At 65.7% G+C, this 25,936-nt stretch carries 28 protein-coding genes; 5 read left to right on the plus strand and 23 right to left on the minus strand.

The features are described 5' to 3' along the window. Window positions 1-163: 163 nt before the first annotated feature. The 7 genes from C7I55_RS23750 to flgC all read right to left on the minus strand — a co-directional run bounded on the left by C7I55_RS23750 (window position 164) and on the right by flgC (window position 7,447). Window positions 164-2,002 (minus strand): methyl-accepting chemotaxis protein, encoded by a 1,839-nt coding sequence (locus C7I55_RS23750; RefSeq protein ID WP_106515521.1) that lies wholly within the window; start codon window positions 2,000-2,002, stop codon window positions 164-166. A gap of 189 nt (window positions 2,003-2,191) precedes the next feature. Next, window positions 2,192-4,042, minus strand: a complete 1,851-nt coding sequence (locus C7I55_RS23755) for a methyl-accepting chemotaxis protein (protein WP_233222386.1) — start codon at window positions 4,040-4,042, stop codon at window positions 2,192-2,194. 559 nt (window positions 4,043-4,601) lie between these two features. Further along, a complete protein-coding gene (gene flhB, locus C7I55_RS23760) occupies window positions 4,602-5,675 on the minus strand; it encodes a flagellar biosynthesis protein FlhB (RefSeq protein WP_106515522.1) in 1,074 nt (357 codons plus the stop codon). A gap of 3 nt (window positions 5,676-5,678) precedes the next feature. Next, on the minus strand, window positions 5,679-6,431 hold the full coding sequence (fliR, locus tag C7I55_RS23765; protein WP_106515523.1) for a flagellar biosynthetic protein FliR: 753 nt from the start codon (window positions 6,429-6,431) through the stop codon (window positions 5,679-5,681). Between the two features lie 4 nt (window positions 6,432-6,435). Next, window positions 6,436-6,699 carry a flagellar biosynthetic protein FliQ gene (locus C7I55_RS23770; RefSeq protein WP_106515524.1) on the minus strand — a complete coding sequence of 88 codons (264 nt, stop codon included), beginning with the start codon at window positions 6,697-6,699 and terminating at the stop codon, window positions 6,436-6,438. Between the two features lie 2 nt (window positions 6,700-6,701). Next, window positions 6,702-7,028 (minus strand): flagellar hook-basal body complex protein FliE, encoded by a 327-nt coding sequence (locus C7I55_RS23775; RefSeq protein WP_106515525.1) that lies wholly within the window; start codon window positions 7,026-7,028, stop codon window positions 6,702-6,704. Between the two features lie 11 nt (window positions 7,029-7,039). Continuing rightward, window positions 7,040-7,447 carry a flagellar basal body rod protein FlgC gene (gene flgC / locus C7I55_RS23780; RefSeq protein ID WP_106515526.1) on the minus strand — a complete coding sequence of 136 codons (408 nt, stop codon included), beginning with the start codon at window positions 7,445-7,447 and terminating at the stop codon, window positions 7,040-7,042. Between the two features lie 167 nt (window positions 7,448-7,614). Between flgC and C7I55_RS23785 the strand changes: the two genes are divergently transcribed. From C7I55_RS23785 to fliP, 3 genes are read left to right on the plus strand one after another with little or no spacing between them, the layout of a single operon-like run. Next, a complete protein-coding gene (locus tag C7I55_RS23785; RefSeq protein ID WP_106515527.1) occupies window positions 7,615-7,851 on the plus strand; it encodes a FliM/FliN family flagellar motor switch protein in 237 nt (78 codons plus the stop codon). Window positions 7,852-7,853: 2 nt separating this feature from the next. Then, window positions 7,854-8,480, plus strand: coding sequence for a flagellar biosynthetic protein FliO (locus C7I55_RS23790; RefSeq protein WP_106515528.1), 627 nt, complete (start codon window positions 7,854-7,856; stop codon window positions 8,478-8,480). A gap of 17 nt (window positions 8,481-8,497) precedes the next feature. Beyond that, entirely contained in the window at window positions 8,498-9,229 is a 732-nt protein-coding gene (fliP, locus tag C7I55_RS23795) for a flagellar type III secretion system pore protein FliP (protein ID WP_106515529.1), read from the plus strand. An 85-nt stretch (window positions 9,230-9,314) separates the two neighbouring features. Here the strand turns inward: fliP and C7I55_RS23800 are convergent, their stop codons facing one another. Genes C7I55_RS23800 through motA form a run of 13 tightly spaced genes read right to left on the minus strand, consistent with a single transcriptional unit; the run spans window position 9,315 to window position 18,627 of the window. Beyond that, window positions 9,315-9,941 (minus strand): PilZ domain-containing protein, encoded by a 627-nt coding sequence (locus C7I55_RS23800; RefSeq protein ID WP_106515530.1) that lies wholly within the window; start codon window positions 9,939-9,941, stop codon window positions 9,315-9,317. Next, entirely contained in the window at window positions 9,941-10,369 is a 429-nt protein-coding gene (locus tag C7I55_RS23805) for a hypothetical protein (protein ID WP_106515531.1), read from the minus strand. The genes C7I55_RS23800 and C7I55_RS23805 overlap by 1 nt, the downstream gene beginning before the upstream one ends. A gap of 11 nt (window positions 10,370-10,380) precedes the next feature. Beyond that, the gene (locus C7I55_RS23810) at window positions 10,381-11,220 is read right to left on the minus strand and encodes a flagellar motor protein MotB (RefSeq protein WP_106515532.1); all 840 of its coding nucleotides are present in this window, start codon (window positions 11,218-11,220) and stop codon (window positions 10,381-10,383) included. A 1-nt stretch (window position 11,221) separates the two neighbouring features. Beyond that, on the minus strand, window positions 11,222-11,518 hold the full coding sequence (locus C7I55_RS23815; protein WP_106515533.1) for a hypothetical protein: 297 nt from the start codon (window positions 11,516-11,518) through the stop codon (window positions 11,222-11,224). Window positions 11,519-11,550: 32 nt separating this feature from the next. After that, window positions 11,551-12,075, minus strand: a complete 525-nt coding sequence (locus C7I55_RS23820) for a chemotaxis protein CheD (protein ID WP_106515534.1) — start codon at window positions 12,073-12,075, stop codon at window positions 11,551-11,553. Window positions 12,076-12,078: 3 nt separating this feature from the next. Next, the gene (locus tag C7I55_RS23825) at window positions 12,079-12,468 is read right to left on the minus strand and encodes a response regulator (protein WP_199193033.1); all 390 of its coding nucleotides are present in this window, start codon (window positions 12,466-12,468) and stop codon (window positions 12,079-12,081) included. A gap of 12 nt (window positions 12,469-12,480) precedes the next feature. After that, on the minus strand, window positions 12,481-13,506 hold the full coding sequence (locus tag C7I55_RS23830) for a protein-glutamate methylesterase/protein-glutamine glutaminase (RefSeq protein WP_106515536.1): 1,026 nt from the start codon (window positions 13,504-13,506) through the stop codon (window positions 12,481-12,483). Between the two features lie 3 nt (window positions 13,507-13,509). Further along, a complete protein-coding gene (locus tag C7I55_RS23835) occupies window positions 13,510-14,379 on the minus strand; it encodes a CheR family methyltransferase (protein WP_233222394.1) in 870 nt (289 codons plus the stop codon). A gap of 2 nt (window positions 14,380-14,381) precedes the next feature. Further along, window positions 14,382-14,891, minus strand: coding sequence for a chemotaxis protein CheW (locus C7I55_RS23840; RefSeq protein ID WP_106515537.1), 510 nt, complete (start codon window positions 14,889-14,891; stop codon window positions 14,382-14,384). Further along, window positions 14,888-17,086: a chemotaxis protein CheA gene (locus C7I55_RS23845; protein WP_106515606.1), complete on the minus strand. Its 2,199-nt coding sequence runs from the start codon at window positions 17,084-17,086 to the stop codon at window positions 14,888-14,890. The genes C7I55_RS23840 and C7I55_RS23845 overlap by 4 nt, the downstream gene beginning before the upstream one ends. Beyond that, window positions 17,083-17,448, minus strand: coding sequence for a response regulator (locus C7I55_RS23850; RefSeq protein ID WP_106515538.1), 366 nt, complete (start codon window positions 17,446-17,448; stop codon window positions 17,083-17,085). The genes C7I55_RS23845 and C7I55_RS23850 overlap by 4 nt, the downstream gene beginning before the upstream one ends. Continuing rightward, complete coding sequence (locus tag C7I55_RS23855) at window positions 17,445-17,723, minus strand: STAS domain-containing protein (protein WP_233222387.1); 279 nt, start codon at window positions 17,721-17,723, stop codon at window positions 17,445-17,447. Before C7I55_RS23855 ends, C7I55_RS23850 begins: the two co-directional genes overlap by 4 nt. A 19-nt stretch (window positions 17,724-17,742) precedes the next feature. Continuing rightward, entirely contained in the window at window positions 17,743-18,627 is an 885-nt protein-coding gene (gene motA / locus C7I55_RS23860) for a flagellar motor stator protein MotA (RefSeq protein ID WP_106515540.1), read from the minus strand. Between the two features lie 336 nt (window positions 18,628-18,963). On the opposite strand from motA, the gene flaF reads away from it, so the two are divergent. Further along, entirely contained in the window at window positions 18,964-19,326 is a 363-nt protein-coding gene (flaF, locus tag C7I55_RS23865) for a flagellar biosynthesis regulator FlaF (protein ID WP_106515541.1), read from the plus strand. Window positions 19,327-19,411: 85 nt separating this feature from the next. After that, on the plus strand, window positions 19,412-20,788 hold the full coding sequence (locus C7I55_RS23870) for an alginate export family protein (protein WP_106515542.1): 1,377 nt from the start codon (window positions 19,412-19,414) through the stop codon (window positions 20,786-20,788). A 132-nt stretch (window positions 20,789-20,920) separates the two neighbouring features. Here C7I55_RS23870 and C7I55_RS23875 read toward each other — a convergent pair whose 3' ends face one another. From C7I55_RS23875 to ftsZ, 3 genes are all read right to left on the minus strand, one after another. Next, window positions 20,921-22,435, minus strand: coding sequence for an MFS transporter (locus C7I55_RS23875; RefSeq protein ID WP_158266563.1), 1,515 nt, complete (start codon window positions 22,433-22,435; stop codon window positions 20,921-20,923). A gap of 264 nt (window positions 22,436-22,699) precedes the next feature. Continuing rightward, window positions 22,700-24,313 (minus strand): PAS domain-containing sensor histidine kinase, encoded by a 1,614-nt coding sequence (locus C7I55_RS23880; RefSeq protein ID WP_106515544.1) that lies wholly within the window; start codon window positions 24,311-24,313, stop codon window positions 22,700-22,702. Between the two features lie 142 nt (window positions 24,314-24,455). After that, the gene (ftsZ, locus tag C7I55_RS23885; RefSeq protein WP_106515545.1) at window positions 24,456-25,928 is read right to left on the minus strand and encodes a cell division protein FtsZ; all 1,473 of its coding nucleotides are present in this window, start codon (window positions 25,926-25,928) and stop codon (window positions 24,456-24,458) included. Window positions 25,929-25,936 lie beyond the last annotated feature (8 nt).

Below are 25,936 nucleotides of genomic sequence, written 5' to 3' on the forward strand. Positions count from 1 at the left end.
CGGGACGCCCGGAATGTTCGCGCCGCTGTCGCAAGAGCGGCGCAGACGGAAGCCCGGCGTTGCTCTGGTGATCAGTGCTGTGAGCCTGCTCGCAAGGCCCGCAAACGAGAAGAGCCCGGAGGCATGGCTGCCCTCGGCTCCCGGACTTTGGCTGATGAGGCGCTCAGAACGCGTTCCAGGCATCCTCGGCGCAGTCGGCTTTGAGCGCGGTGTTGCCGAGCACGCGCGGCGCATGGCGCTTTTCCGCGGCGGTACGGGCGGGATGATGCACTACCGGAATCGGCTCGGCTCCCGTCTCGAACTGGCCGACAAGCCGTGCGAGGCCGCTGGCTTCGTCGGCGAGATTGCGGGCCGCCGCGGTACTTTGCTCGACCATGGCGGCGTTCTGCTGCGTCACCTTGTCCATGTCGGCAATGCCGGCATTGACCTCTATCAGGGCGGAGGCCTGCTGATCGGCGGCGTGCGCGATTTCCGAGACGATCGTGCTGACATCGCCGATTTCGGCGATGATCGCATGGAGCGCGCGGCCGGCTTCGCCGACCAGGCCGACGCCGGACTGGACCTGCTCGGCGCTGGTCGAGATCAAAGCGGTGATCTCCCGTGCCGCGTCCGCCGACCGTTGCGCAAGTGCGCGGACTTCGTTCGCGACCACTGCAAAGGCGCGGCCCGCTTCCCCCGCATGGGCCGCCTCGACGCTGGCATTCAGTGCAAGCAGGTTGGTCTGGAAGGCGATCTTCTCGATGACGTCGATGATCTTGGTGATTTCCTGCGAGCTCTTCTCGATCCCGGTCATCGCCTGGACGGCCGAGGCGACGACGCTCTCGCTCGCGCCCGCCTGATTGCGGACGGCATTGGCGAGCCTCTGCGCTTCGGAGGCCCGCGCAGCGCTGGCCCGGACCGTCTCCATGATCTGGGTCATCGCCGCTGAGGTCTCCTCGAGCGCGGCGGCGCTCTGTTCGGTGCGGCGGGAGAGATCGTCGGCGGCATGGCTGATCTCGCCGGAGCCCCCGTGGAGGGAAGCGGCGGTTCCGACGATCGCGCCCATCGCGTCCCGAAGCTGATCGGCGGCCGCGTTGAAATCGTCCTTGAGCTGCGCGTAGGCGGCAGGAACGTCGCCGACCTGCGCGGTGAGATCACCTTGTGCGAGCTGGTGAAGCGATGCGGCAATTGCGGCGACGCCGACCTTCTGTTCCTCGTCGGACTTGGCCTTCTGGATTGCCGTCTCACGGAAGACGAGAACGGTGCGGGCGATGGTGCCGACTTCGTCCTTGCGGTCCGTTCCGGGAACGTCTGCCGCAAGATCGCCTTTGGCGAGCTTGTCCACAGCCTGGGTCATCCCGACCAGCGGCTGGAACAGCTCGCGGGCGAAACGGCGGCAGAGAAGGGCTACGAGCAGGGTGACGAGCAGGGCAATGCCGGCGAGGCTGAAGCCGATGGTGTTCACGTTCGACAGGAAATCGTCGGCGGGAACTCCGACATACAGCACGCCGACGACCTTGCCGCCGGCATCCTTGATCGGATCGTAGGCGGTGAAATAGGATGTGCCGAGGATCTCGGCGCGGCCGCGAAAAGGCTCGCCGCGTTTCAGAACCGCGTCATAGGTCGGACCGGCGGCGAGCTTGGTGCCGACAGCGCGGCTGCCATCCTCCTTCTTGACGTTGGTCGAGATGCGCGTGTCGTGCGCGAAGATCGTCGCGGTTCCGCCGACCAGTTGCTTGATCCGGTCGACGGCGTCGTAGCGGCCGTTCAGCGCGACACTGCCGGCGTACAGCGTCTCGCCTTCGAGACGAAGATCGCGCCCATATCGGCCGAGCACGTCCCAGGCCACCCGCATATTGGTCTCCTGCCGCTCGACCGCACGCTCCTCGGCATCCGCATAGAGGAAAGTGGCGGTGGCGGCGAAGCTGGCCAGGCTCAGCGCGATCAGCGCGAGCACGATCATCAAGGTGACCTTGGCCTGAAGAGCAAGCGCATCGATGCGCGCGCGCAATGTGACGAACATCCGAACAACCTTCTTGAGCGAGCGAGCGGCATCCTCTCTTCCGGACACCGGCCGCAGCTTTTCTTCCGATGTAGACACTTCTTCGCCGCGGCGTCAGTTTTTCGGCTACTTTTCAAAGCGTTGAGGACAGCTGCGGCAAAAAGGCCGGCGGCATCGCTGCCGCCGGCCTTGTTCAGGCTTCCGCCTGCGTCAGAATTCGTTCCAGTCCTCGGCCGAAGCAACCGGCGTCGGTTTCAACGCCGTGTTGCCGATGGACCGGGCGGGCTGGCGAACCGCTTGGCGGGGGGCAGGCGCCGGTGCCGAACGTGTCGGGAGCGGCACGACGCGCGCCGTTTCGGTTCCGGTGTTGAAGCGGCCGACCAGCCGGGCGAGGCCGGTCGCCTCGTCGGACAGGCTGCGCGCGGCGGCGTTGCTTTCCTCGACCATCGCCGCATTCTGCTGCGTGACCTTGTCCATCTCGGTGATCGCGGTGTTGACCTGAGCCAGCGCGGAGCTCTGCTGGTCGGCCGCCATCGCGATCTGGCTGACGAGCCCGGAGACTTCGTCGACCGAGCCGATGATCCGGCCGAGCGCCTTGCCGGCCTCGCCGACCAGGGTCACGCCGCCTTCGACCTGCTTGGAGCTGTTGGAAATCAGGGTACCGATCTCCTGGGCAGCGTCCGCCGAGCGCTGGGCGAGAGCACGAACCTCGTTGGCGACCACCGCGAAGGCCCGGCCCGCTTCGCCGGCATGCGCCGCTTCCACCGAGGCGTTGAGCGCAAGCAGATTGGTCTGGAAGGCGATCTTGTCGATCACTTCGATGATCTTGGTGATCTCCTGGCTCGACTTCTCGATCTCGGCCATGGCGGAGACCGCGTCGCCGACGACCTTGCTGCTCTCCTGCGCGTCCGCCTGGGTGGCGCGAACCAGCTTGTTCGCTTCGTTCGCACCGGAGGCGCTGTTCTGCACGGTGGCGGTGATCTCCGTCATCGCCGCGGCGGTTTCCTCGAGCGAGGCCGCCTGCTGTTCGGTACGGCGCGACAGATCGTCGGAGGCCTGGCTGATCTCGCCCGACCCGCCCTGGATGTTGGCAGTGGCGCGCGCGATCGTCGACATGGCGTCCTGAAGTTCGCTGACTGCGGCGTTGAAATCGGTCCGCAGCTTCTCGAACTCCGGCGGGAAGGCCGTGTCGAGCGAGTAGGTGAGATCGCCCCCTGCCAGCGCCGACAGGCCCTCAGCCAGCGCAGTCGTGACGCGCTGCTGCACGGCGGCCGCTTCGGCGGCACGCACACGCTCCTTCTCCACGACCGAGCTGCGGAAGGTGTCGACCGCGCGCGAGATGTCGCCGATCTCGTCTTGCTGATCGGTGTTCGGGACGGCGGCTTCCGGATCCCTGGCGAGACCGCGAATGCTCTCCGCCAGCGACACGATCGGCGCCGCCACCTTGCGCGTGACCACGAAGAACGAAACCGCGATCGCGGCAAGCGCGCCCAAAGCGAGGAACAACATCACCAGGGTCATCGCCGACGTGAAGCTCTTGGCGTCGCCCGCCTCGGCGCGCGCCGCATCGATATTGATCTTGGTGAGCTTGCCGGTGATCGCCGTGATCGGTGCCACCGCGGCGGCCGTCTCGGATTCCCAGCCGTTGAGAGCGTCCATGCTGCCGCTGTCGAGGATGGTCTGGAGCTGATCGAGATCCCCCTGCGATTTGGCGATCGCTGCGGCGCCCTCTTGCGCAAGCTTCTTCTCGTCTTCGGCCATCTCGGTGGCGAGGTAGGCCTCGAAATGCTTCTTGCCCTCGACACGGCTTTCCCGAACCGTCTTGGCGCCCTCGGCGAAGGAAATGTCCTCATTGCGGACCTTGTGGCCGACCTCGACCACGCCAAGCGCGAATGCGTCCTGCGCCTCCTTGAGATCGCCAAGCGCCGCAACGCGCGACTGAACCAGATTGTCGAAGCCGGCTTCGTTTGCCTGGCCGACATAATAAGCCGTGCCGCAGATCGACACGATCGACGCGCCGAGGACGCCAAGGCACGTTATCAATTTCATTCGAAGCGTCATCTGTCAGCTCCTGTTGCGGGCGTAGCGGTGTCCCGGACGGCGGAAGCGCAAGAGCGCAGCCACGGGGGAGGGGCGCGTCTCGTCACAAGGCCGACGGACTCCGTCTTACGCGGGGTTCCTTCCCTCGCTTTATAGAGACATGCAGGGACGAGCGTCGGCAGCGGCAGTGAAATGGCGGGCTTGGGAGTCGTCGATCGGATCCGCCGGCGTCCGGGAAACAATCTCAAATTCGAATGCAATCTCGACCAGTCGGAAGCGCATGTTGAAAACCACGTTGATCAATGATCTCCAAACCATTGAAGTTAAATAGAATAGTTAACCCTGAGCGGTGTGGTGCAGTAGGATGGGCGCGGTGGCTTCGCGATCGGGTTGCAGTGAGCGAGGGCGGCTACGTGTGACTACTTAGGGCCATTTTTGACCGCATGACTCGTCGGCAGCGCTGAATATTCCACCAGTATTAACTGGACCAGCGCCGGGCCGGACAAGCGGGATCGGGGTCAGGATCGAGCGTGGGAGCGGATCCCACCCGGCGGACCATGTCCTTCCGGGGGGCGGCGCGTCAGGCGCGGCGGCGCTTCGCCAGGCGCATCACGAAGCTGATGATCTCGGCGACCGCGGCATAATGCTCCGCGGGGATCGGGCGATCGATCTCGACCGACGCGTACAAGGCGCGCGCCAGCGGCCGGTTCTCGACGATCGGGACACCGGCCTCGGTGGCGACCGCGCGGATCTTGAGCGCCATCGCGTCGACGCCCTTGGCGACCACGACCGGCGCTGCCATGTCGCCATGTTCGTATTTCAGCGCCACGGCGAAGTGGGTCGGGTTGGTGACGATCACGCTCGCAGTCGGAACCGCGGCCATCATCCGCCGGCGGGAGCGCTGCATTGCGATCTGGCGGATCTTGCCCTTGATCTTCGGATCGCCCTCGGACTGCTTGAACTCGTCCTTCACTTCCTGGAGCGTCATCCGCATCCGTTTCATGAAGGCGCGGCGCTGATAGACGAAGTCGGCCATGGCGATGACCACGACAAGGATCGCGATCGTCTTCACCAGCGAGAAGCAAAGCTCGAGCGTCGTCGCCCCGATGCGCTCGGGCCCGGAGCCGATCAGCTGATCGAGCGCGATCGCCTTCGGCCAGACGACCATGACCGCGATTCCGACGACGACGATGATCTTGATGAGCGATTTCAGGAATTCGACGAGCGCCTGCTTGCCGAAGACGCGGCCAAAACCCGCCATCGGGTTGAGCTTGGACCATTTGAAGCTGACCCGCGCCCAGGCGATGGTCGGACGCCCCTGCATCAATCCGCCGAGCACGGCCATGCCGACCAGAAAGGCGAACACCGGGGTGAGTGCGCTCACCATTTGCAGGCTGAGTCCGGTGAACAGGCCTTGCGCGCCTTCGGGCTCCAGCCGTAGCGTGTCGGCGCCCCCCCAGATGCGAACACAGATCTTGCCGAGCGCGTGGAGACTGATCGCACCGAGGCCGCCGAGCATGACCACCGCGCCGATGAACATGGCCGCGTGGCGCATCTCCGACGCCATCGGCACGTCGCCCTTTTCGCGGGCCTCGTCGAGCTTCTTCCCTGTTGGATCGTGGGTTTTCTGATCCTGGTCCGGTGCGTCCGACATCGCTCAGCCCCAACTGGCCCGCATCCACGTCGCCATCGTCTCGGCGAAAGTGGTGAGGAAGATGCCGAGCGTGCCGGCGAAAAGCGCGATGCCCAGCAGCAGGTTGAGCGGCTGGGCGATAAAGAAGACCTGGATCGACGGTGCGACCCGAGCGGCAAGGCCGAGCGAGACGTTGAAAATGATCCCGTAGACGATCAGCGGCGCGGCAAGGCTCATCGCCAAAGCCATCGCGTTGGTCGTCGTCTGCACGGCGAGCCGGGCGAAATCCTCGGCCGGCGGCAGCCCGCCGATCGGGAACGCGCCATAGGATTTGACGATCGATGCGATCCAGAGATGGTGCACGCCCATCGACATGCAGACCACGGCGGCGGCAACCGCGACGAAGCGTCCCAGCACCGGCGACATGCCGCCCATCGCCGGATCGTTGATCAGCGCGGAGGACAGGCCGACCTGCATGCTGACGATCGCGCCGGCGATGGAGACCGCGCTGAACATGATCTTGACGATCATCCCCAGGGCCAGGCCGACCATCACCTCGGCGATGATGATCGCCGGCAGCGCCTCGGCGGCGCCGGCGACGGCCGACACCTTGGGCGAGATGATCGGCCACATGCCGACGGAGAGGCCTAGGGCGATCATCAGCCGGGCGCGGGGCGGCACCGATTCCTCCGAAAAGACCGGAAGGAGCATCAGCACCGCGCCGACGCGGGCGAACAGGATCAGGAAGGCCGTCGCATCGGCCGGGAGATTTTGCACGGGATCAGCCGGAAACGATCCGCGCCGAAAGCTGCGCCGTGAAGTTCGACATCGCCGAGCCGATCATCGGCAGCGAAAGCAGCATGACGCAGCCGATCACGAGCAGCTTGGGCACGAACGTGAGGGTGGTTTCCTGGATCTGGGTCAACGCCTGGAACAGGCCGATTGCCACGCCGACGATCAACGATGCGATCAGCATCGGCCCGGCGATGGTGAGGACGAGGATCAGGGCGGCTTTCGCCAGCTCCATGGCGTCGAGCGCGTTCATCGTCAGATCTGCATCCGCATGATGTCGCTATAGGCGCCGACCACCTTGTCGCGGACGGCGACGACGGTGTCGAGCGCCATTTCGGCGGCGCCGATCGCGGTCACCACGTCGATGAGATCGCCCTTGCCGGCGACCTGCTTGGCGCTTGCGGCCTCGGCCGTGCGCATCGAGCCCGCGGCGTCGGTGATCATGCTTTCGACCATGCTGCCGAAACCGCCCTTGGTCTCGCCGGATTCTTCCGTTCCGCCAAGGCCGGCGCTGCCGCCGGTCTTGCCGGTGCCGAGGATGCGGCCATAGGCCGAGGTTGCGTCGAGCGCTCCGATGGACATGGTGTCGTTCCTTATTTCAGTAGATCGATGGTGCGCATCGTCATGCCCTTGGCGGCTTCGATGGCGTTCAGATTGGCTTCGTAGGCGCGCTGGGCGGCCTTCATGTCGGCGCTCTCGACGAGCGAATTGACGTTCGGCCTCAGCACGTAACCGGTAGCGTCCGCGGCCGGGTTGCCCGGCTGGTAGACGCGCTGGAAGGCGCTCTTGTCGCCTTCGATGGAGCGGATGCTGACACCCTGCGCGCCCGAGGCGCGATCGACCTCGGATTCGAAGGTGGCGACACGGCGCCGATAGGGTTGGCCGCCGGGCGTCGTCGCGACGCTGTCTGCGTTGGCGAGGTTCTCGGCGATGATCCGCATCCGCAGCGACTGGGCGCGCAGACCGGAGGCCGAAACCTCGACACTGTTCTTGAGATCCATTGAAGTCTCCGTGGCGGAAAGGGGCGTTGCCGCCTCCCACCATCTTATAGGCAAGTTTTTCCTAGCGACGTCGGATCGGCGAAAAATCGGATAGGCAATTTTTTCCTACCTGAGCCCAACCGCCTCCCGATCCGCTCCTATGATGGGGGCAAGAAGGAGAATGACGCATGTCCGCTGTCGAGGGTATCAAGGTCGAGCTCGAGATCGTTCTGGGATCGGCCAAGCTGCCGATCCGCCAGATCCTGAAGATGAGCCGCGGCGCGATGATCCCGCTGAGCCAAGGCCATGAGGATCCGACCGAAGTCTATGTGAACAACCAGCTGGTCGCGCGCGGCAAGATCACCGTCGACGGCGATCAGATGTCGCTCGAGGTCAGCGAAGTCGTCAAGAAGAAGAGCCGCTGAGCATGGATCTGCTGTCCTTCCTGCGCACGATCGCCGCACTCGGCACCGTTCTCGGCCTACTCGGCGGTGCGCTGTGGGCCGTGCGTCGCTACAATATCGTGCTTCCGGGCCAGATCGGCGACCGCGGCATGAAGCGCCTCGCGCTGGTCGAGCGGATCGGAATCGATGCCAAGCGCTCGATCGTCCTGGTGCGCCGCGACGATCGCGAGCATCTGGTGATGATCGGCCCCGGCGGCGAGATCGTGCTCGAAAGCGGCATCGTCCGCGAGGACGCCGACACTGCGGAAGCGCTCGTCGAGAGCGCCGCGCCTGCCGCTGAGCCCGCCGCCAAGCCGGCCGCCAAATCGGTTGCCGCCCGCCGCGTCCCCGCGAAGACTGCGGCCAAGCCTGCCAAGGTTGCGGAGGATTTCGCCACCCTGGTCGACATGGTCAGCGCCGCCGGCACCAAGGCCAAGGCTGCGCTGGTCAAGAGCGACAAGCCGCTGCCGATGGCGGAGGAGGCGCTGATCGCCACGCCGAAGCCGAAGCGCCAGCCGGTCCGCCTCAAAGTTACCGCGCCCGACGGGCGCACCGTCGTCGAGCCCGTGTCGGCGGCTGCCACCATTGATCCGGCCAAAGCGGCCGCCTGAACAAAGGCCAAAAGCCAATGCGCAAGATCTTGAGGCTGGCGGCCTTCGCCGCCGCCCTCGCCACGCCTGCGGTACTTTACGCGCAGACGGCGAGCGTCAATCTGGGGGAAGGCGGTTCGGTCTCGGGCCGCGCCATCCAGCTCGTTATGATGCTGACGGTGCTCAGCCTCGCGCCGGGCATCCTCATGACGGTGACGTCGTTCACCCGCATCGTCGTTGCGCTGTCGCTGCTGCGCACCGGCATCGGCGCGCCGGGCGTGCCGCCCAACCCGGTGATCATCAGCCTGGCCTTGTTCCTGTCCTTCTTCGTCATGGCGCCGACCATGCAGGTGGCTTGGGACAAGGGGATCACGCCGTACAATGAGGGTCGGATCAACGAGACCCAGGCGTTCGAGCGGACGTCGGCGCCGTTCAAGGAATTCATGCTGAAGCACGTCCGCAACGACGACGTTCAGTTGTTCGTCGAGCTTTCCGGCAAGCCCCCCGCCAGCCGCGCGGAGATCCCGCTGACCACGTTGATGCCCGCCTTCATGATCTCGGAATTGCGCCGTGCGTTCGAAATCGGCTTCATGCTGCTGCTGCCCTTCCTGATCATCGATCTGGCGGTCTCTGCGGTGCTGATGGCGATGGGCATGATGATGCTGCCGCCGGCTACGATCTCGCTGCCGATGAAGATCATCTTCTTCGTGCTGATCGACGGCTGGGCCCTGGTTGCCGGCTCGCTGGTGAAGAGTTTCGGCACCGGCTGACCCGGCACTGCCCGGACCAGATTGAAAAAGGGGCGGTCCGCACGTGCGGATCGCCCCTCTTCGTCTCCTGCCCTGGCCCGCGGGATCACCCCAGTTCGCGTTCGGACAACCAGCGGGACAAGGTGTCGAAGGGGATGGTCTCGTGGAAGGCGAGCCCCGCTTCGTCGTCACGAGTCCAGCGCACGGTCGCCTTGACGGCGCCGAGGCCGGTCACCGAGAGCGAGACTTGCTGGCCCCGCTCGAGCGCTGCACGCAGGCGAAGCTTGGCGCCGCCCTGCGACAGATCGACGATCGAGGCGCCGAGCATCTTGGGGCCGGCATGGATCAGAACGGGATGGTTGATCTGCACCCGCGGCAGCCGTGACACGTGCGAATTGCCGTCGGGGGGCATCGAGGACAGCAGGTCCTCGACGTCGTAGGTCCGGTCGAAATGCATCCCGGCGAAGGGCGGGGCCGACCACACGATCTTGCCCGCGACGGCACGGCCGTTGCGCAGCTCGATGCGGATCTCCTCGCCGACCGCAAGCGGGAAGGCGGTGTTGACCTTGAGGCCGTTGGCCGAGATGTTGCGCACGCGGCAAAGCTGGTCGCGGCGATCGCTGACCAGCCGGGCGACCAGCATCACGGTCGCAACGCGGCCTTCGCGCCGGACATGCACCCGGCCCTCGTCCGCATCGCCGCCGGGCTGGTCGGGATGGGTGGGATTGAGCATCAGACCGGGTTCGCCTGGGTGATCGCGGCGCGCCGCACCACGCCCTTGCCGAACGCTTCGTCGGCGGCCTCCATCACCACCTTGCGAAAGGTGCCGATATTGGGGAGCAGGCCGTCCGGGCCTGCCGCCATCGGAGTCTTGTAGGTGCGCATGTTGACGGCGTTGAGCAGCAGCGGAAGCCGCGCCTGGACATCCTCGGCCGTATCGGCGCCAACCTCGAGCTCGACGGTGAAGGAAACATAGCCCGAAAGGCGTCCGTCCTTCTGGACCAGGGGCGCAAGAATCTTGCCCGCCGGTACGAACGCTGCGGGACCCGCAATGTCTGCCGGTGCCGGTGGGGCGAGGAACATCGACGTTGCATAAGCGGCGCCGCCGCCGACGCCGAGGCCGGCCAGGGCCACCGAGAGCATGAGGATAAGCTTGCGCATTGCGCGTTACCTTAGAACTGAAAGTTGACGTCTTGCGGCAGGGCCGGCGGCTCGGCGAGGACCACGATCGTGATCCGGCGGTTTTCCGCGCGATCCGGTTGATCGGGGTAGATCGGCTGCGATCCGGCGAGCGCGACCACTTCCGAGAAGCGATCGGGCGTGAGGCCGGCGGAGATCATCGCCGAACGCGCGGCCTGGGCACGGTCTCCGGACAGGCGCCAGTTGAGGTCGCTCTGGCCGCCGATCGAGTCGGTATGGCCCTCGATCGCGATCCTTGCGCCGGATTTGACCAGGCGCCGGGCGATCTGTCCGAGCATGTTGCGGGCGTAATCGTTGAGCTCGGCGGTGGCGCCCTTGAACATCGGCCGGTTGGCCGTGTCGGTCAGGTTGATGCGCAGTCCGTCGCGGCTGGTTTCGAGCTTCACCGCGTCCTTGGCCTCCTTGGCCGGGATCGAATCGAGCACCACGCGGAGCTCGGCTGCGATCACCCGCATCGAGGAATCAGGCACGTTGGCGGCGCCGCCGCGGGCGGTGCCTGCGGTCGCGACCTCGACGGTCGGCTTGCCGTTGGTATCCTGGCTCTCGGCCTGGGATCGCTGAGAGCGTCCGCCGCCGCCGGCATCGCCGGTGGTCCCGGTCGCGGTCGGCTCCTCGGGCGTGAAATATTCGGCGAGGCCCTTCAGCTTGTCCTTGTCGGGCGTCGACAGCAGCCACAGGAGCATGAAGAACGCCATCATCGCGGTCACGAAGTCGGCATAGGCGACCTTCCACGCACCGCCATGGTGCGCAGCGGCGCCGCCCTTCTTGACCTTGCGGATAACGATGACGGGTTCATTCCTGCGGCTGGCCATGTCAGGCCGCCTTCTTCAGCGCGGCCCGCAGGCGATCCTGTACGCAGCCGAGGCGGACGGCGTCGACCGCCGAACCGGCCGGGGCGCCGTTGGAGAGGCGTTCCAGCATGTCGGCGCTTTCGTCCGCGCGCTGGATGGCCATGTCGAAAGCCTGCAGCTGATCGATATTGGCCATCGCGAACTGCTCGTCCGCGACGACGACCTCGGCGATCTGCTCGATCAGCCGGCGCACGTCGCGAATCTCTTCGGCAAGAGCTGCCTTGAGGGCGCGGAGGTGCTCGATGTCTTCAACGGTCATTTCGTGGCTCCTCAGGCACATCGGCCCGGCGATCAGAACAGTTCGAGGTCACCGCCGGCAACGGCAGCGACCGGCATCGGCGGCGCGACGGGCGCGGCGTCGCCGACATAAGTGCAGCGCGCCTTGCCGAGATACGGCAGGAATTCGACCTTGCGCGCCTGGCGCCCGCCGACGTCGGTGTGGCCGACGGCGATCCCTTCGACTTCCAGGAAGCGCCGGGCGAAGGCGGCGTTGTTGGTGCCGATCGGCGCGCCGAGACCGCTCACCACGTTGGCGCCGCCGTAAAGCTGCGCGCTCATCCGCGATCGGATCGCGCCCCGCTTCATCATCTCGTTGATCAGCAGCTCCATCGCGTGAATGCCGTAGCATTGCATGTCCGCCGCGCTGAGCTGCCGACCACCCGACGGCTCGGCGAGAAGAAAGTGATTCATGCCCCCGACCTTCGCCAGCCGGTCCTGAAGGCAGACGGCGATGCAGGAGCCGAGCAGGGTCGTGATCATCACGTCCGGCTCGGCCACCACCTGATATTCGCCTTGGATGATCGGAAGGCGCTTCATGGCTCAGGTCAGCTCGCCGAAGACGCGCTCGATCTTTTCCTTGAGGGCGGCCGGGGCGAACGGCTTGACGACATAATTGTTGACGCCGAGGGCCGCGGCCTTCTGGACGATCTCCTTGTCGGCCGAGCCGGTGAGCATGATGAACACGGTCTTCCCGATCACCGGATCCTTGCGGACCTGCTCGAGGAACTGCAGGCCGTCCATGTCCGGCATGTTGTAATCCGAGATGATCAGGTGAACGCGGTCGCTGCGGACGGCCGACAGGGCCTCCACAGGGCCCGCTTTGTCGCGGACATCCTTGAAGCCGAGATCCTGGAGCGCGCGCCGGATCATCGCGCGCATGCTCGCCTGATCGTCGACCACCATAACCTTAATTGCAGACGCTGCTGGCATTTCGCTCCAACCTTACTTTCTGCATGCCGCGAGGATGGCCTCGGGCATTGCTGACAAACTTACCTCTCGTTCCACGGCGCCTCTTTCGAAAGCGGCACGCGGCATACCGTAAACCACGCAGGTGGCGGCATTCTGGCCCAGCGTACGAGCACCGGCCTGGCGCATCGCAAGCAGCCCTGCCGCACCGTCGCTGCCCATCCCGGTCAGGATGGCGCCGACGGCCGCGTGACCCAGTTTCGCGACGGAGTGGAACAGCACGTCGACCGACGGACGATGACCGGTGACCGGATCCGCCCGGGTAAGCCGGATCCGACGATCGCCAATTCCGACGAGCTCCATGTGGCTCTCGCCCCCAGGAGCAATATAGACGGTCCCACGCTCCACAGGCATGCCGTGGCGCGCCTCGACGACGTTAATTTGACACTCGCGGTTGAGACGCGCCGCAAAGCCGCCGGTGAACGCGGCCGGCATATGCTGGACGACCAGCATCGGCGGAGCGTCGACCGGCATCGAGCCGATCACCTGGAACAGCGCCTCGACTCCGCCGGTGGACGATCCGACGGCAATCACGACGTCGCGGTTGAGAGCGGCGGTCGATGCCGCCGCCTTGATCGTCGGCGCTTCGACCCGGCGCACGGTCGAGCCGGCGGCGGTCTTCACCGTTGCGCAGAGCAAGGCCGCATTCTGCGCCATCTCCTGCGCATTGCCGCTCGGCTTCTGGATGCAGTCGACCGCGCCGAGGCGCAGCGCCTCGATCGTCGCTTCGGCGCCGCGGGCGGTGAGCGTCGAGCACATCACCACCGGCATCGGCCGCAGCCGCATGATCTTTTCCAGGAAGGACAGACCGTCCATCCCGGGCATCTCGATGTCGAGCGTGATGACGTCCGGATTGAGATCCTTGATCATCTGACGCGCGGCGTGCGGCTCGGGCGCGTGGCCGATCACCTCGATATCGGGATCGCGGCTCATGATGCGGTCGAGCGCGGCCCGCATCGACGGACTGTCGTCGACGATCAGGACACGAATGGGGGCCGACATGGCTCAGCTTTCCTTGATGTAGATGGTGTGCCCGGCCGGCTTCATCCGCGCCGCGGCGGCGCCGATCAGGCGCTCCGAATGGCCGATGTAGAGGTATCCGCCCGGCACCAGCATGTCGACGAAGCGCGCCTCGAGCTCCGCCTTCGCTTCGTCGTCGAAGTAGATCATGACGTTCCGGCAGAAGATCACGTCATATTTCTGGCGCATCGGCCACGGCTCGAAGAGGTTGAGCACGCGGGCTGTCACCATCTTCTTGATCTCGTCGGCGACCACGAAATCCGCGCCTTCCGGCCGGATCCACGACGACCGGTACGGCGCCGGGATCGGCTGTACGGTGCTTGCCGAATAGACGCCGCGCCGCGCCGTCTCGACGACCAGCGGCGACAGATCGGTGGCGAGCAGCTTGACGTCCGCGCGGTCGATCCATGCTCCCGACGCCCGGTCCGGGCCGCGCAGGCACATCGCGATCGTGTAGACTTCCTCGCCGCTCGAGCAGCCCGCCGACCAGATCCTGACCGGCTTGGTCGAGGCCTGGCGCTGCAGCCACGGCATCGCGGTTGCCTTCAGATGGTCGAAATGGTGGTTCTCGCGGAAGAAGTGGGTGTGATTGGTGGTGAGCGCCACCACCATCGCACGCCGCTCCTCCGGATCCGAATGGACCAGCTCCACATAGTCCTTGAAGGTCTGCAGGCCGTGCTTGCGCACGCGCTTGCTGAGCCGCGAATGGACCAATGTCGTCTTGCCCGGCGCGAGATGGATCCGCGCGTCGCTCTGCATGATCGCCGCGATCGCGGCGAACTCGCTTGCACCGAGTTCGCCGGCACCGTTCGCGTCCGGAGCCCCCGGACGGGAAACGGCCTGGGCTCCGGACAGGCTCACGCCGCGAGATCCAGATGACGGGTGACGTTCAGCGCTTCCAGATCGAGCAGCAGCACCATCGTGCCGCTCTCGGTCGCGGCTTCGTCGCCGGCCTGGATCTTGTTGGGAACCTGGACGAGGCCGGAAATGATTCCCTGCTCGCCGACTTCGACATCCGGCGCCGGCTGGATGTCGGAGTCGCTGATCGGGATGATGTCGGCGACGTGATCGACCAGGAAGCCGGCACGCTTGCCCGAGATGTTGACGACCAGGATGCACGAGCGCGAGTGAAGCACGCTCGGCTCCCAGCCCAGCCGCTCGGACAGGCCGACCACCGGCACGACGGTGCCGCGCAGGTTGGTGACGCCGCGGATGAAGTGCGGGACGCTCGGCAGCGGCGTCGGCTCTTCCCATTCGCGGATCTCGATCAGCGCCTTCATGTCGATGCCGAACACCTGCTTGCCGAGGATGAAGGTAACGATCTTGCGATCGGCTGCAGCGATCGCTTCAACGTTGGTGGGGGTCATGCTGCAATTCCTTTCGGAGCATATTTCGTGTTGTTGTGGCTGGTGCCCGCAAGCAGGGCATCGATGTCGAGGATGAGCGCGATCGATCCGTCACCAAGGATGGTCGCCCCGCCGATCCCGCGGATCGGATGGAGGTTCTCGTCGAGGCTCTTGATCACCACCTCGCGGCGGTCGTCGATCGCGTCGACCATCAGGCCGACGTTGCCGGCTTCGCTGTCGACGATGATCACCAGCGAGTCCTCGGGGTCGCGAGGATCATTGGCGGCAAGGCCGAACATTTCGCTGAGGCGCTTCACCGGCAGGTAGGAGCCGCGCAGTTCGATCACTTCCGACGTCGGAGTCATCGGCTGCACCTGGCCGGCTTCCGGCCGCACCGCTTCGATCACGTTGGCGAGCGGCAGGACGTAACGCTGTTCGGCGAAGCGAACGATCATTCCGTCGAGGATCGCAAGCGTGAGCGGCAGCGCCATGGTGAAGGTGGTGCCTTCGCCCGGCGTCGAGTGGATCTCGACACGGCCGCCGAGCGCTTCGACGTTGCTGCGCACCACGTCCATTCCGACGCCGCGTCCGGAGATGTTCGAGATCGTCTCCGCGGTCGAGAAGCCGGGGGCGCAGATCAGCTGATCGATTTCCTCGTTGGAGAGGATTGCGTCGGCCGAGATGATGCCCTTTTCGACCGCCTTGGCGCGAACCCGCTCGCGGTTGATGCCCCGTCCGTCGTCGGAGACGCGGACGAAGATGCGAGCACCCTTCTGCTCCGCCGACAGCCGGATCGTGCCCTCGGGCGATTTGCCGACAGCGATGCGCTCGGCCGGACTTTCCACGCCGTGATCGACCGCGTTGCGGATCATGTGGGTGAGCGGATCGCCGATCTTCTCGATCACACCCTTGTCGACTTCGGTCATCTCGCCGGTCGTCTCAAGGATTACCTGCTTGCCGGTCTCGGTGGCGAGATCGCGCAGCATGCGCGGCACGCGGGAGAAGGCCTGCCGGATCGGCTGCGCACGCAGCGACATGACATTGTCCTGGATCTCGCGGGTCAGACGCGCGAGTTCCGGAAGCTCGACCCGCTCCTGATCGCGCGGCGACAACCGGTCGTTGAGGATCGAGCCGCGGATGACGAGCTCCCCGACCAGGTTGAGCAACAGGTCTAGTTTGAGCAGATCGACGCGGATGGTCTGGGCGGCTTCGTGCGCCTTGCCTTCGGCCGCAGGCGCTGCTGCCTTCGGTGCGGCGGCCGGAGCCGGCGCAGCGACCGGGGTAGCAGCCACGGTTTCGGCGATCGCCGCCTCGACGACCGGGGCCTCGGCGATCGGTGCCGGGGCTTCCTCGATCACCGGAGCGGGCTCGGGCTGTGCCTCGCGCTCGATCTCGATCACCGAATCCGGTGCCACGAAGTCGAAGCAGTCACGAATGACACTCTCTTCGATTTCGGCCGGCATCGACAGGGTCCACTGCAGATAGCCTTCTTCCGGATCGAGATCGCGCAGATCGGGCAGAGCCGAGCTGTCGACGTCGATCACGCGCGCGCCGGATTCCTCGAGCTCGCGGATGACGAACATCGGCTCGGCGCCGTTTGCCATCGCCGCGCGCGACGGACGGAAGCGAATGATCCAGCCGCCCAGCGTCGGCGCCGGTGCATCGAAGTCCTCGAGGCTCACGCCGACCGGCTCGAAGCCGAACGGATCGGCATCGAAATCCTCGAGTTCGACGACGACGGGAACGAAGCCCATTTCGTCGGCCGCGGGGGCTGCGGCAGCGACCGGCGCAGGCGCCGCGGCGGCAGGCGCCGCACCGCCGGCGCTCGCGCCCTTGGTCTCGAGGATGCGGTCGAGTTCGGCGAGCATCTCGGCGTCGTTCGGGAGGCCGGCCTGGCCCTGTGCGGCCGCGACGTGATCGGAGAGCAGGTCGAAGGCGGCGAGCATCGTCTTGGTGACTTCTGGCGTCGGCTCGATTTTGCCGCCGCGTACTTCGTCGAGGACGTTCTCGAAGCGGTGCGAGAAGGCGAGCAGAGCCGCGTGACCGAACGCGCCCGATCCACCCTTGATCGAGTGAACGGCGCGGAACACGCCGGCGATGACCTCGGAGGACACGTCGCCGGCCGCCATTGCGGACAGACCTTCCTCAGCCGTAGCGAGGCCTTCGGCGCATTCTTCGAAGAAGATCGCCTGGATTTCGTCGAGTTCGTCGCTCACGGGCACACCCGGCGGATCGCCGCCCCCAGCTTGGTCGGATCGAAGGGCTTGGTGATCCAGCCCGTGGCGCCGGCCTCACGGGCACGCGCCTTCTTCTCGTCCGAGAATTCGGTGGAAAGAACGAGGATCGGAAGACCGCGGAACTGCGGCAGCTTGCGCACTTCCTCGATCAACCCGAAGCCGTCCATCTTCGGCATGTTGATGTCGGTGATCAGCAGGTCCGGATTGACCTCCTGGATCCGCTCGAGCCCGTGGACGCCGTCATTGGCGCCCTCGATGGCGAAGCCCTGGGCGGTCAGCGACGTCTTGAGCAGCATGCGCATGCTCGCACTGTCGTCCACCGTCAGAATGAGTTTGCTCATTGAACCTGGTCCTCTTCTTCGAGCCCGAAATGATCGCTCAGGCCGCAAGCTGAAATTCGCCGGCGGAGCGCCTCGCTCGGATTGGCGATGGTGAAGGTCTGGCCGTTGCGCTCGGCTTCGGCCTTGGCGGCGATCAGCAGCTGGAGGACGGCCTGGCCGATACTCTCCACGTCGCTGCCGTCGATCACGATATCGCCGTCGACATCCGAAGCGAGCACGAGCTGTACGCGCAGATCCTCGGCCAACACGGTCGATCCGTGGGGCGGAAGGCTCACCGGTCCCCCGGCGTCAGCGTCAAATTGGGATAGCATTGAGTTCATCCTTGGCCTCGTCGAGAGCGCTCTCGAGCTGCTGGAAAGTGGGGGCGTGATGCGAGGGGGTCATGCGCCGGGCGATCTCGATCGCGACCTGCGTCGGGATACCCTGGGCGTAACCGACGATCGCCGTCTTCACGAGTTGATAGGGATGGCAATCGGAGTCGATCGTCTCCTTCAGCTTCGAGGCGAGCGGGCCGACGAAGCAGTAGGACAGAAGCACGCCGAGGAAGGTGCCGACGAGCGCGCCGCCGATCATCGCGCCGAGGATCTCGGTCGGCTGATCGATCGAGCCCATCGTCTTGATGACGCCGAGCACCGCGGCGACGATGCCGATCGCCGGCAGGCCGTCTGCCATCGTCTGCAGGGCGTGTTGCGGCAGCAGCTCCTCGTGATGGTGCCGATCGATGTCGTTCTCCATCGCTTCGGCGATCTGGTGCGGATCCTCGAAGTTGACGGTCATCATCCGCAGATAGTCGCAGATGAACTCGATCAGGTGGTGATCGGCGAGCAGGCGCGGATATTTGGAGAAGAGCGGGCTTTCGGCCGGTTCGTCGAGATGCTTCTCGATGCCGGTGGCGCCGCCCTTCCTGAAGGTGGTCAGCAAGCCGAACAGCAGAGCGAGCAGGTCGCGATAGTCGCCCTCGTTCCAGCGCCCGCCCTTGAACGAGCGCTTGATGCCCGCAAGGGCGCTCTTCGCGGTGCCGCCGGAATTGGCGACGAGGAAGGCACCCACCGAGGCGCCCGCAATGGCCATCATTTCGTGCGGCAGCGCGTGCAGCACGATGTCCATCTTGCCGCCGGAAATGATGAAACTTCCGAACACGCAGACGAGAATGACGACGAAACCGATACCATTTAACATTGAAGGTCCGATCAGGAGCTTGACTGTTTTACTTTATAGAGCGGGACAGCCGCTCCGGGTTCGATGCGCCGGAAATCTTCCGGTCTGCCGTCGCACCCTTCATTTCCGCCGAGGCTCCCAGGCGCTTGCGCACGTAAAAGTGCTTAATTCAGCGGCGGCGGACGGAAGCGGGCACGCGGCTGCCGGGCCGCGCCCGGCCCGCTCACACCGCATACATGGTCGCATTATAGGAGCCGGTGCGTGCGCGCCGGTGGCCACCGGAAAAATTTGCCGGGCAAAACCGTCGGTTGCCGCGACCATCCTATGATGGGGGGGAAACGACCCGAGGAGTAATCAATGTCGCTCGACGCCTATCGCCGCGTGCGTACGATCGCCGAAACCCCGCGCGCGCAGGAATATCGTCTGATGAGCCAGATCACCGGAGAGATGATCCACGCCCGCGATGCCGGCTTGAACGGCGCTGCGCTGGTTCCTTCCCTTCACCGCAATCGCCAGGCCTGGAGCACCTTCTCGTCGCTGTGCGCGGCGCCGGGCAACAAGCTGCCGACGGAACTTCGTGCGAGCATCATCTCGATCGCGCTTTGGGTCGACCGCTACACCAGCGAAGTCGTCGCAGGTCGCGACAGCATTGAAGACCTCATCAGTGTCAACCGCGCAATCATCGACGGTTTGGCGAACGAAAACTTGCAGGCAGCGTAAGGTATACCACAGTACGCTCTATAATCACCGATCGGGAGCCGCAGTGATCCTATAATCAGGTCAAACCAGTTCAGGGACGACCACGATGATCACTGCGCGCTTCTGCATAGCCGCTTCGGGGGCTGCACTTCTTCTCGGCCAGCCGCTGGCGGCCAATGCCGGTCCTCTGCAGGACGCGATCGGCGCCGGAGACGCCTGGAAGATCCGCGGCAGTTTTCGCAGTCGCACCGAGGTGATCGATGGGCAGTTTCGTCCGAACGTCGCGGAGAACGACTTCTTCCAGTCGTTCCGCAGCACTCTGTTCGCGGAATATGACGCCGGCCCGGTCCGCTTCGGCGCCGAGGTGATCGACGCCCGCGGCTACGGCCAGGCCGATAACAGCTCCGTCGGCACCGCCGAGATCAATCCGCTCGAGCTCGGCCAAGCCTATGTCGCCGTCGAGTTCGACGACAGGCTCGGACAGGGCTCCAAAGGCCTCGTCACCGCGGGGCGCTACACGCTCGCAATCGGCTCCAAGCGCCTGCTCGATTCCTATGGCGCGGGCAATCGCGTGCCGACCTATACGGGTATCAATGTCGACTGGAAGAGCGCCGGCGGCGACCGCCTGATTGCCTTCTGGTCGATGCCGGATCTGCGCGAGCCGACCACGCTTCACGACATCCGTCACAATCGCGTGAAATGGGATCCGGAAACGATGGATCTCCAATTTTTCGGCGCCAGCTTCACCAAGGCGAACGTGCTCGGCGGCAGTGTCGAATTCTACGGCTACCGCCTGTGGGAAACCGATTCCGAAAAGCGTCCGACGATCGATCGCCACCTGTTCACGCCCGGCATGCGTTTCTCCCGTGCGCCCAAGACCTCGACGATCGATTGGGATCTGGAAGGCGCCTATCAACTCGGCGAAGTCCACGCGACCAAGTCCCCGACCGACATCCGCTTTCTCGACGTCTCGGCCTGGTTCGTGCACGCCGAGCTCGGCAAGAGCTTCGCCGGCGCCTGGTCTCCGCGCGTTTCGGTTCATTATGATCAGGCGAGCGGCGACACCGCCAATCCCAACACTTACACCCGCTTCGATCCGTTGTTCGGCTCCCGCCGCACCGATTTCGGCCCCGTCGGCCTCTACGGTCCGGTCAACCGCGCCAACCTCATCTCGGGCGGTGTTCGGGTCGAGGCGGCGCCGACCAAGCGGCTCGATCTCGGACTGATGACGCGTGGCTTGTGGCTCGATTCCAGCACCGACAGCTTCGGCGTCACCGGCGTCCGTGATCGCACCGGGAACACCGGCACCTATGCCGGCACCCAGGCCGAAGCGCGCGTCCGCTATTGGCTGAAGCCCAAGGTGATCCGCCTCGACACGGCAGTCGCGTATCTGGCCAAGGGCAAGTTCCTGCGCGATGCCCCCAATGCTCCGGATACCGGCGACACCGTTTATGCCGGCTTCGATCTGACCGTCGACTTCTGATCGGCCGTTCCGTCCGATCAGAAGTTTAAAGAAAGGCGGCGGAGCAAGTCTTCGCCGCCTTTTCTGCTGTCTGCTGCATCGGCGATCGAACGCGATTACGGCAATCCGAGGAGCCGCGTTTGACCCGCGCGATCAGGCGCGGGCAAGTCTGGCCGCGGCGCGCTTTTGCCGGATGAAGCGGCGGGCGACAGCCGTTGCGGTGCGTGACGGGACGCGGCCGGGTGCGCGGACCTCGCGCATCGGGGTACGCCGCCGCGCCTCGATCAGAGCCGCGGCTGGGAAGGCGACGCTGGCGCGCAGCCCTGCGACCGGGGAGGCGTTGCGGATGCCGCGCCGTGCGCTGTTCAACACGTGCACGATCATCTCGCGGGGCTGCACGGCGCCCTGCTCGGTCACCGCCGAAAGGCGGCGCAGCGCGAGAGCCCCCATGGCCGCGGAGATCAGGAAATAGAATTGCCACCAGCTGAAGGACAAGGCGACGACTTGAGCGACGCCGTCGGGGCTCGTCCAGGTGAGGCCGAAGTCCAGTCCACGCTGGGCGAAGAACGTGGCGAACAGACCCCCGATCAGCGGCGCCGCGCCGGCGGCGGCGGAGGTGATCAGCGAACTCGTCGCCATATAGACGTGCGCTTCCCCCTGCGGCGCCGCCTTCATGGTAATCGCGCTCGAGGCGAGCGCGACCCCGGCCGAGGCCATGCCCATCAGCACATGAAGGACGATCAGATAGGCGGAGCGGGCACCGGCATCGAGCTCGGGCACCAGCGCCATCGACGCGATGCAGGCGATGAAGCCCGGTGCGGCGACGGCGAGCACGGTCTTGTTGGCGAAGCGGTCGGACAGCTCGCCCCAGCCGCGCAGAACCAGCAGATTGGCGAGCTGGCTGACGATGCTGAGCACGAGGACGAAACCGGCGGTGTAGCCTGCCTGCTCGACGAGGTAGACGGTGAAGAAGGGCAGCGCGAAGTTGACCGCGAACTGCCACGTCGCAAGGAAGCGGATGATCCGCCGGAAATTGGAATCCTTGAGCGGCTTGGCGAGCAACGTCTTGAGGCTGCGCCGATGCGCCGGGCGGACCATCCTGGTTTCGGGTACCTGGGCAAGCTGCCAGGTGCTGATCAGGCTCGACAGGAAGCCCGCCGCATAGAGGCCGAAGAAGACTGTGCCGGCGGCGGCATAGCCGCGGCTGGCGAGTTCCAGCGCGCCGGCGGCCGCGGCGGTGCCGGCAGCGCCGAGCAGGGTCGCCCACACGGTGCGCCGCGCGAAGAACTTGCCGAGCGTCTCTGACGGCACGAGGTCGCGAATCCAGCTGTTCCACGAGCATCCGGCCACCGAGTTGAAGGCGCAATGCACCGTCTCGCCGATGACGAGCAGGGCCAATGCCACATTCTTGTCCGGCAGGAACGCCAGAGCGGCCATCAGCGGCAAAGCGAGGCGTGCGACGAACAGCGCGCCGATCGAAATCAGGCGTCGCGAGCTGGCGCGCTCCACCAGCAGGATGGCCGGTGCCTGGAGCAATTGGCAGAGGAACGGAATGGCCGCGAGGATCCCGATCACGGTCGGCGACGCGCCGAGAAACAGCGCGTAGGCAACCAGGACGACGCCGCTGTTGAGCGTGCCGACGATGGTCGCGAACGCCGCGTCGGCCATCAGTCGGTCGACGCCTCGGGAAAGTTCGTGCGGGCTCACGGAGCCGTGAGTTTGGGAAAGGCGCATGGCAGACCGGACCGTGTATCGAGATGGAAAAAGGGCCGGTGCCGATCACGATCGCCCGGGCTGGCGGCTCAATAAGGCCACCGGCTACTTGCTTCGATTGCGGTAATTCACGTTAGGTAGTCGTACCTACACGTGGCTGAATACTTCCGGTTTCCGCAGGACCGACGCGGTCCATTCTCCGTTGGTCGAGACGCTGCTTCAACGCGCAAGCGGCAAGGTGAAGGCGAAGGTCGTGCCCCCGCCCTCGTTCGGTATCGCGCGGATCTTGCCGCCATGCGCCTCGACGATGGTGCGGGAGATCGACAGGCCGACGCCCAGGCCCGCTTTCTTGCTGGTCTCGAAGGGCGTGAAGAGCTTTTCCTCGAAATCCGGATCGATCCCGGTGCCGGTGTCGGAAACCCGGACCTCGGCGGATGTCCCGTGCGGCACGACCGCGATGAGGAGCTCTCGGCGCGGCTGATCCGCCATTGCGTCGATCCCGTTGCGCACCAGATTGAGGATCACCTGCTCGATCTGGATGCGGTCGACGCGCACCGGCGCGCTTTCAAGCTCGCGCCGGCATTCGATGCCGGAGCTGCTGGTGCCAATCAGGGCGATCCGAAGGCTTTCATCGACAATGTCGCGAAGATCGTGGATTTCGCGATTCTCGTTGCCGCGCCAGAGCATCGATCGAATGCGCCGGATGATCTCGCCGGCTCGGAGGATCGATGATCGCGCCTCTTCCAATGCCTCACCTGCCTCATCGGCGATCTCGGGCGCGCGCTGCACCAGCAGGCGGCCGACTCCGATCCAGTTGTTGGCCGCGGCGAGCGGCTGATTGAGCTCGTGGGCGAGAGTCGCCGCCATTGCACCCATCGCGCTGAGGCGCGAGACGTGGATCAGCTCGGACTGAAGCTGCTTCACCCGGGCTTCGGCCTCGATGCGCGGCGTGAGGTCGGTGATTGCACCGATCATCCTTGCGGCAACGCCATCCTCGCCGCGGACCAGATAGCCGCGCTCGTAGACATGCGAAAACGCACCATCGAGCCTCCGAAGTCTGTATTCCGCTTGCCAGCGATCGCCGCATGTCGACGCAAGGAACGCGTCCAGGCTCTCGGTGATGTGGGCGCGGTCGTCAGGATGGATCGCCCGCCCCCACCACGCCAGCGACGCCTGAGCGGGTTCGCCACAATATTCCCGGATGGCGTCGTTCCACGTGATCGTGCCGCTCGGGACGTCGAGATCGTAGATGAGGTCGTTGGTGGCGAGAGAGGCGAGCCGAGAGCGCTCCACCAGCCTGCGCAGCCGCGCCTCGGCATTGACCTGATCTTCCACGTCTTCGGTGAAGCCGTAGGTGTAGACGGTGCGTCCGGTCTCGTCCTGCCGGGTGAAGCCGCGGGTGCGAAGCCAGCGGTGGCGTCCGTCTTTCCGCAAACCGCGAAACCGGACATCGTAGTTGCCGCCCGTCCGGCGGGCCTTGCGGGCCGCCGCCAGATAGTGATCGGCATCTTCCGGGTGGATGAAGTTCTGCCAGCCGCTGCCGAGCGCCTCTTCGTCGGGCCGCCCGGTAAGTTCGTGCCAGCTCTTGCTGATGCTCACGACGCGCTCTTCACCGTCGGCGATCCAGCAGATCTGCGGACTATGCTCCCACAGAAAGGCGAGATGATCACTGCGCGACTCCGCCGATTGCTCGAGCTCGGTCAGCGCATCGATGGCGGCGGAGATGTGCTCCTGGACGTGCTCCCCGGAACCGGCGTCGCCCTGCGCGCTCCGAAGAGCGCGCAGGGCGATCGTCAGCCGACGTCCAGCGTCGACGCTTTCGAAAAACGGCACCTTGCCCCCCGCAAGCCGATTGTGAATCTCGGCTCAACCATAAGCGGCGTCGCGGGCAATGTGCCAGAGATTCCTGAGCTGCGGCGTTTCAGGCTGAAACGAATTTCCGCTCTGATCGCAGTGACGTAGCGTCAAAGTCTGTTCAAAGAGCCTGTTGCCGGACCAGCGGCCTCCGGCGGTAGACGCCAGGTTCTTCGGCCGCCGACGCCGGCTCCGGCGAGACCCGGCGTCCGCCGCGGGCGAGACCGGCCATCCGCTCGAACAGGCTGGCGCCGCGTCCCTCTTCCTTCGGATCGAGTCGCGATGCGGGCGCAGCGATCTTGCCCGGAGTGACCCACACGCGCTGGGCTTCCGCCTCGCGGATGATCCCGGGGGCAGCAGGTCCGGCGGGGGTCAGCGGACGATGCGCCGGCGGTGCGAACACGGACGTCTGCTGTGCCGGCGCCGTCGGAGCGGCCGAAACAGGATGAGCCTCCTCAAGCGGCGCCACTTGGGCGGCAGGGGCTTGGACGGCGCGCGAAGCGGGCGCGGGTTGCGGCTGGGGCGCCGGCTGCACCGCTTTGGGCGCCGGTGCCGGCGCCGGCCTGGCGGGAACGAAGCTCTTGGTAGGCGTGTGATCGGAGGCGCATTCCGGTGCGGCATCGGCCTGCACAATTGCGGCTTCGATGCCGGTGGCGACGATGGAAACCCGGATCCGGCCCTCGAGCTCGGGGAGGAAGGAGGAGCCCCAGATGATGTCGGCATCGGGATCGACGACGTTCTTGATGTGGTTGGCGGCTTCGTCGATCTCCATCAGGCGCATGTCGTCACCGCCCGTGATCGAGATGATCAGGCCCTTGGCGCCGTCGATCGCGCCGTCCAGCAACGGGTTGGCGATCGCTGCTTCCGCGGCTTCGATCGCGCGGTGCGGACCGCTGGCTTCGCCGGTGCCGAGCATCGCCTTGCCCATCCACGACATGATCGCGCGGATGTCGGCGAAATCGAGATTGATCACGCCCGGCGTCATGATGAGATCGGTGATGCTGCGAACGCCATGCTCGAGCACTTCGTCGGCCATTCGGAACGCATCGCGGAAGGTGGTGTCGGGGCTGGCGACGCGGAACAGATTCTGGTTGGGAATGACGATCAGCGTGTCGACATTCTTCTTGAGCTCGGCGAGCCCCTGCTCGGCGGCCTGGCTGCGCTTACGGCCTTCGAACGCGAACGGCTTGGTGACCACACCGACGGTGAGGATGCCCTTGGCGCGGGCGGCTGCCGCGATCACCGGGGCGGCCCCGGTGCCGGTGCCGCCACCCATGCCGGCGGCGACGAAGCACATATGGGCACCTTCCAGCGCATCCTCGATCTCGTCGAGCGATTCCTCGGCAGCTTTGCGGCCGACTTCCGCTTGGGCACCGGCACCGAGCCCCTGGGTGGCGCCGCGACCCAGCTGGATGCGGGTGTCGGCCGGAGACACGTTCAGCGCTTGGGCATCGGTGTTCGCGACGACGAAATCGACGCCCTCGGCGCCGCCGCGGACCATGTTGGCGACGGCATTGCCGCCGGCGCCGCCGACTCCGATCACGCAGATGCGCGGGCAGAGCTGGGGATTCGGACGAGGATCGATGTCGAACATGTCAAATT

This window comes from Allosphingosinicella deserti (assembly GCF_003012735.1).
Lineage (GTDB): Bacteria > Pseudomonadota > Alphaproteobacteria > Sphingomonadales > Sphingomonadaceae > Allosphingosinicella > Allosphingosinicella deserti.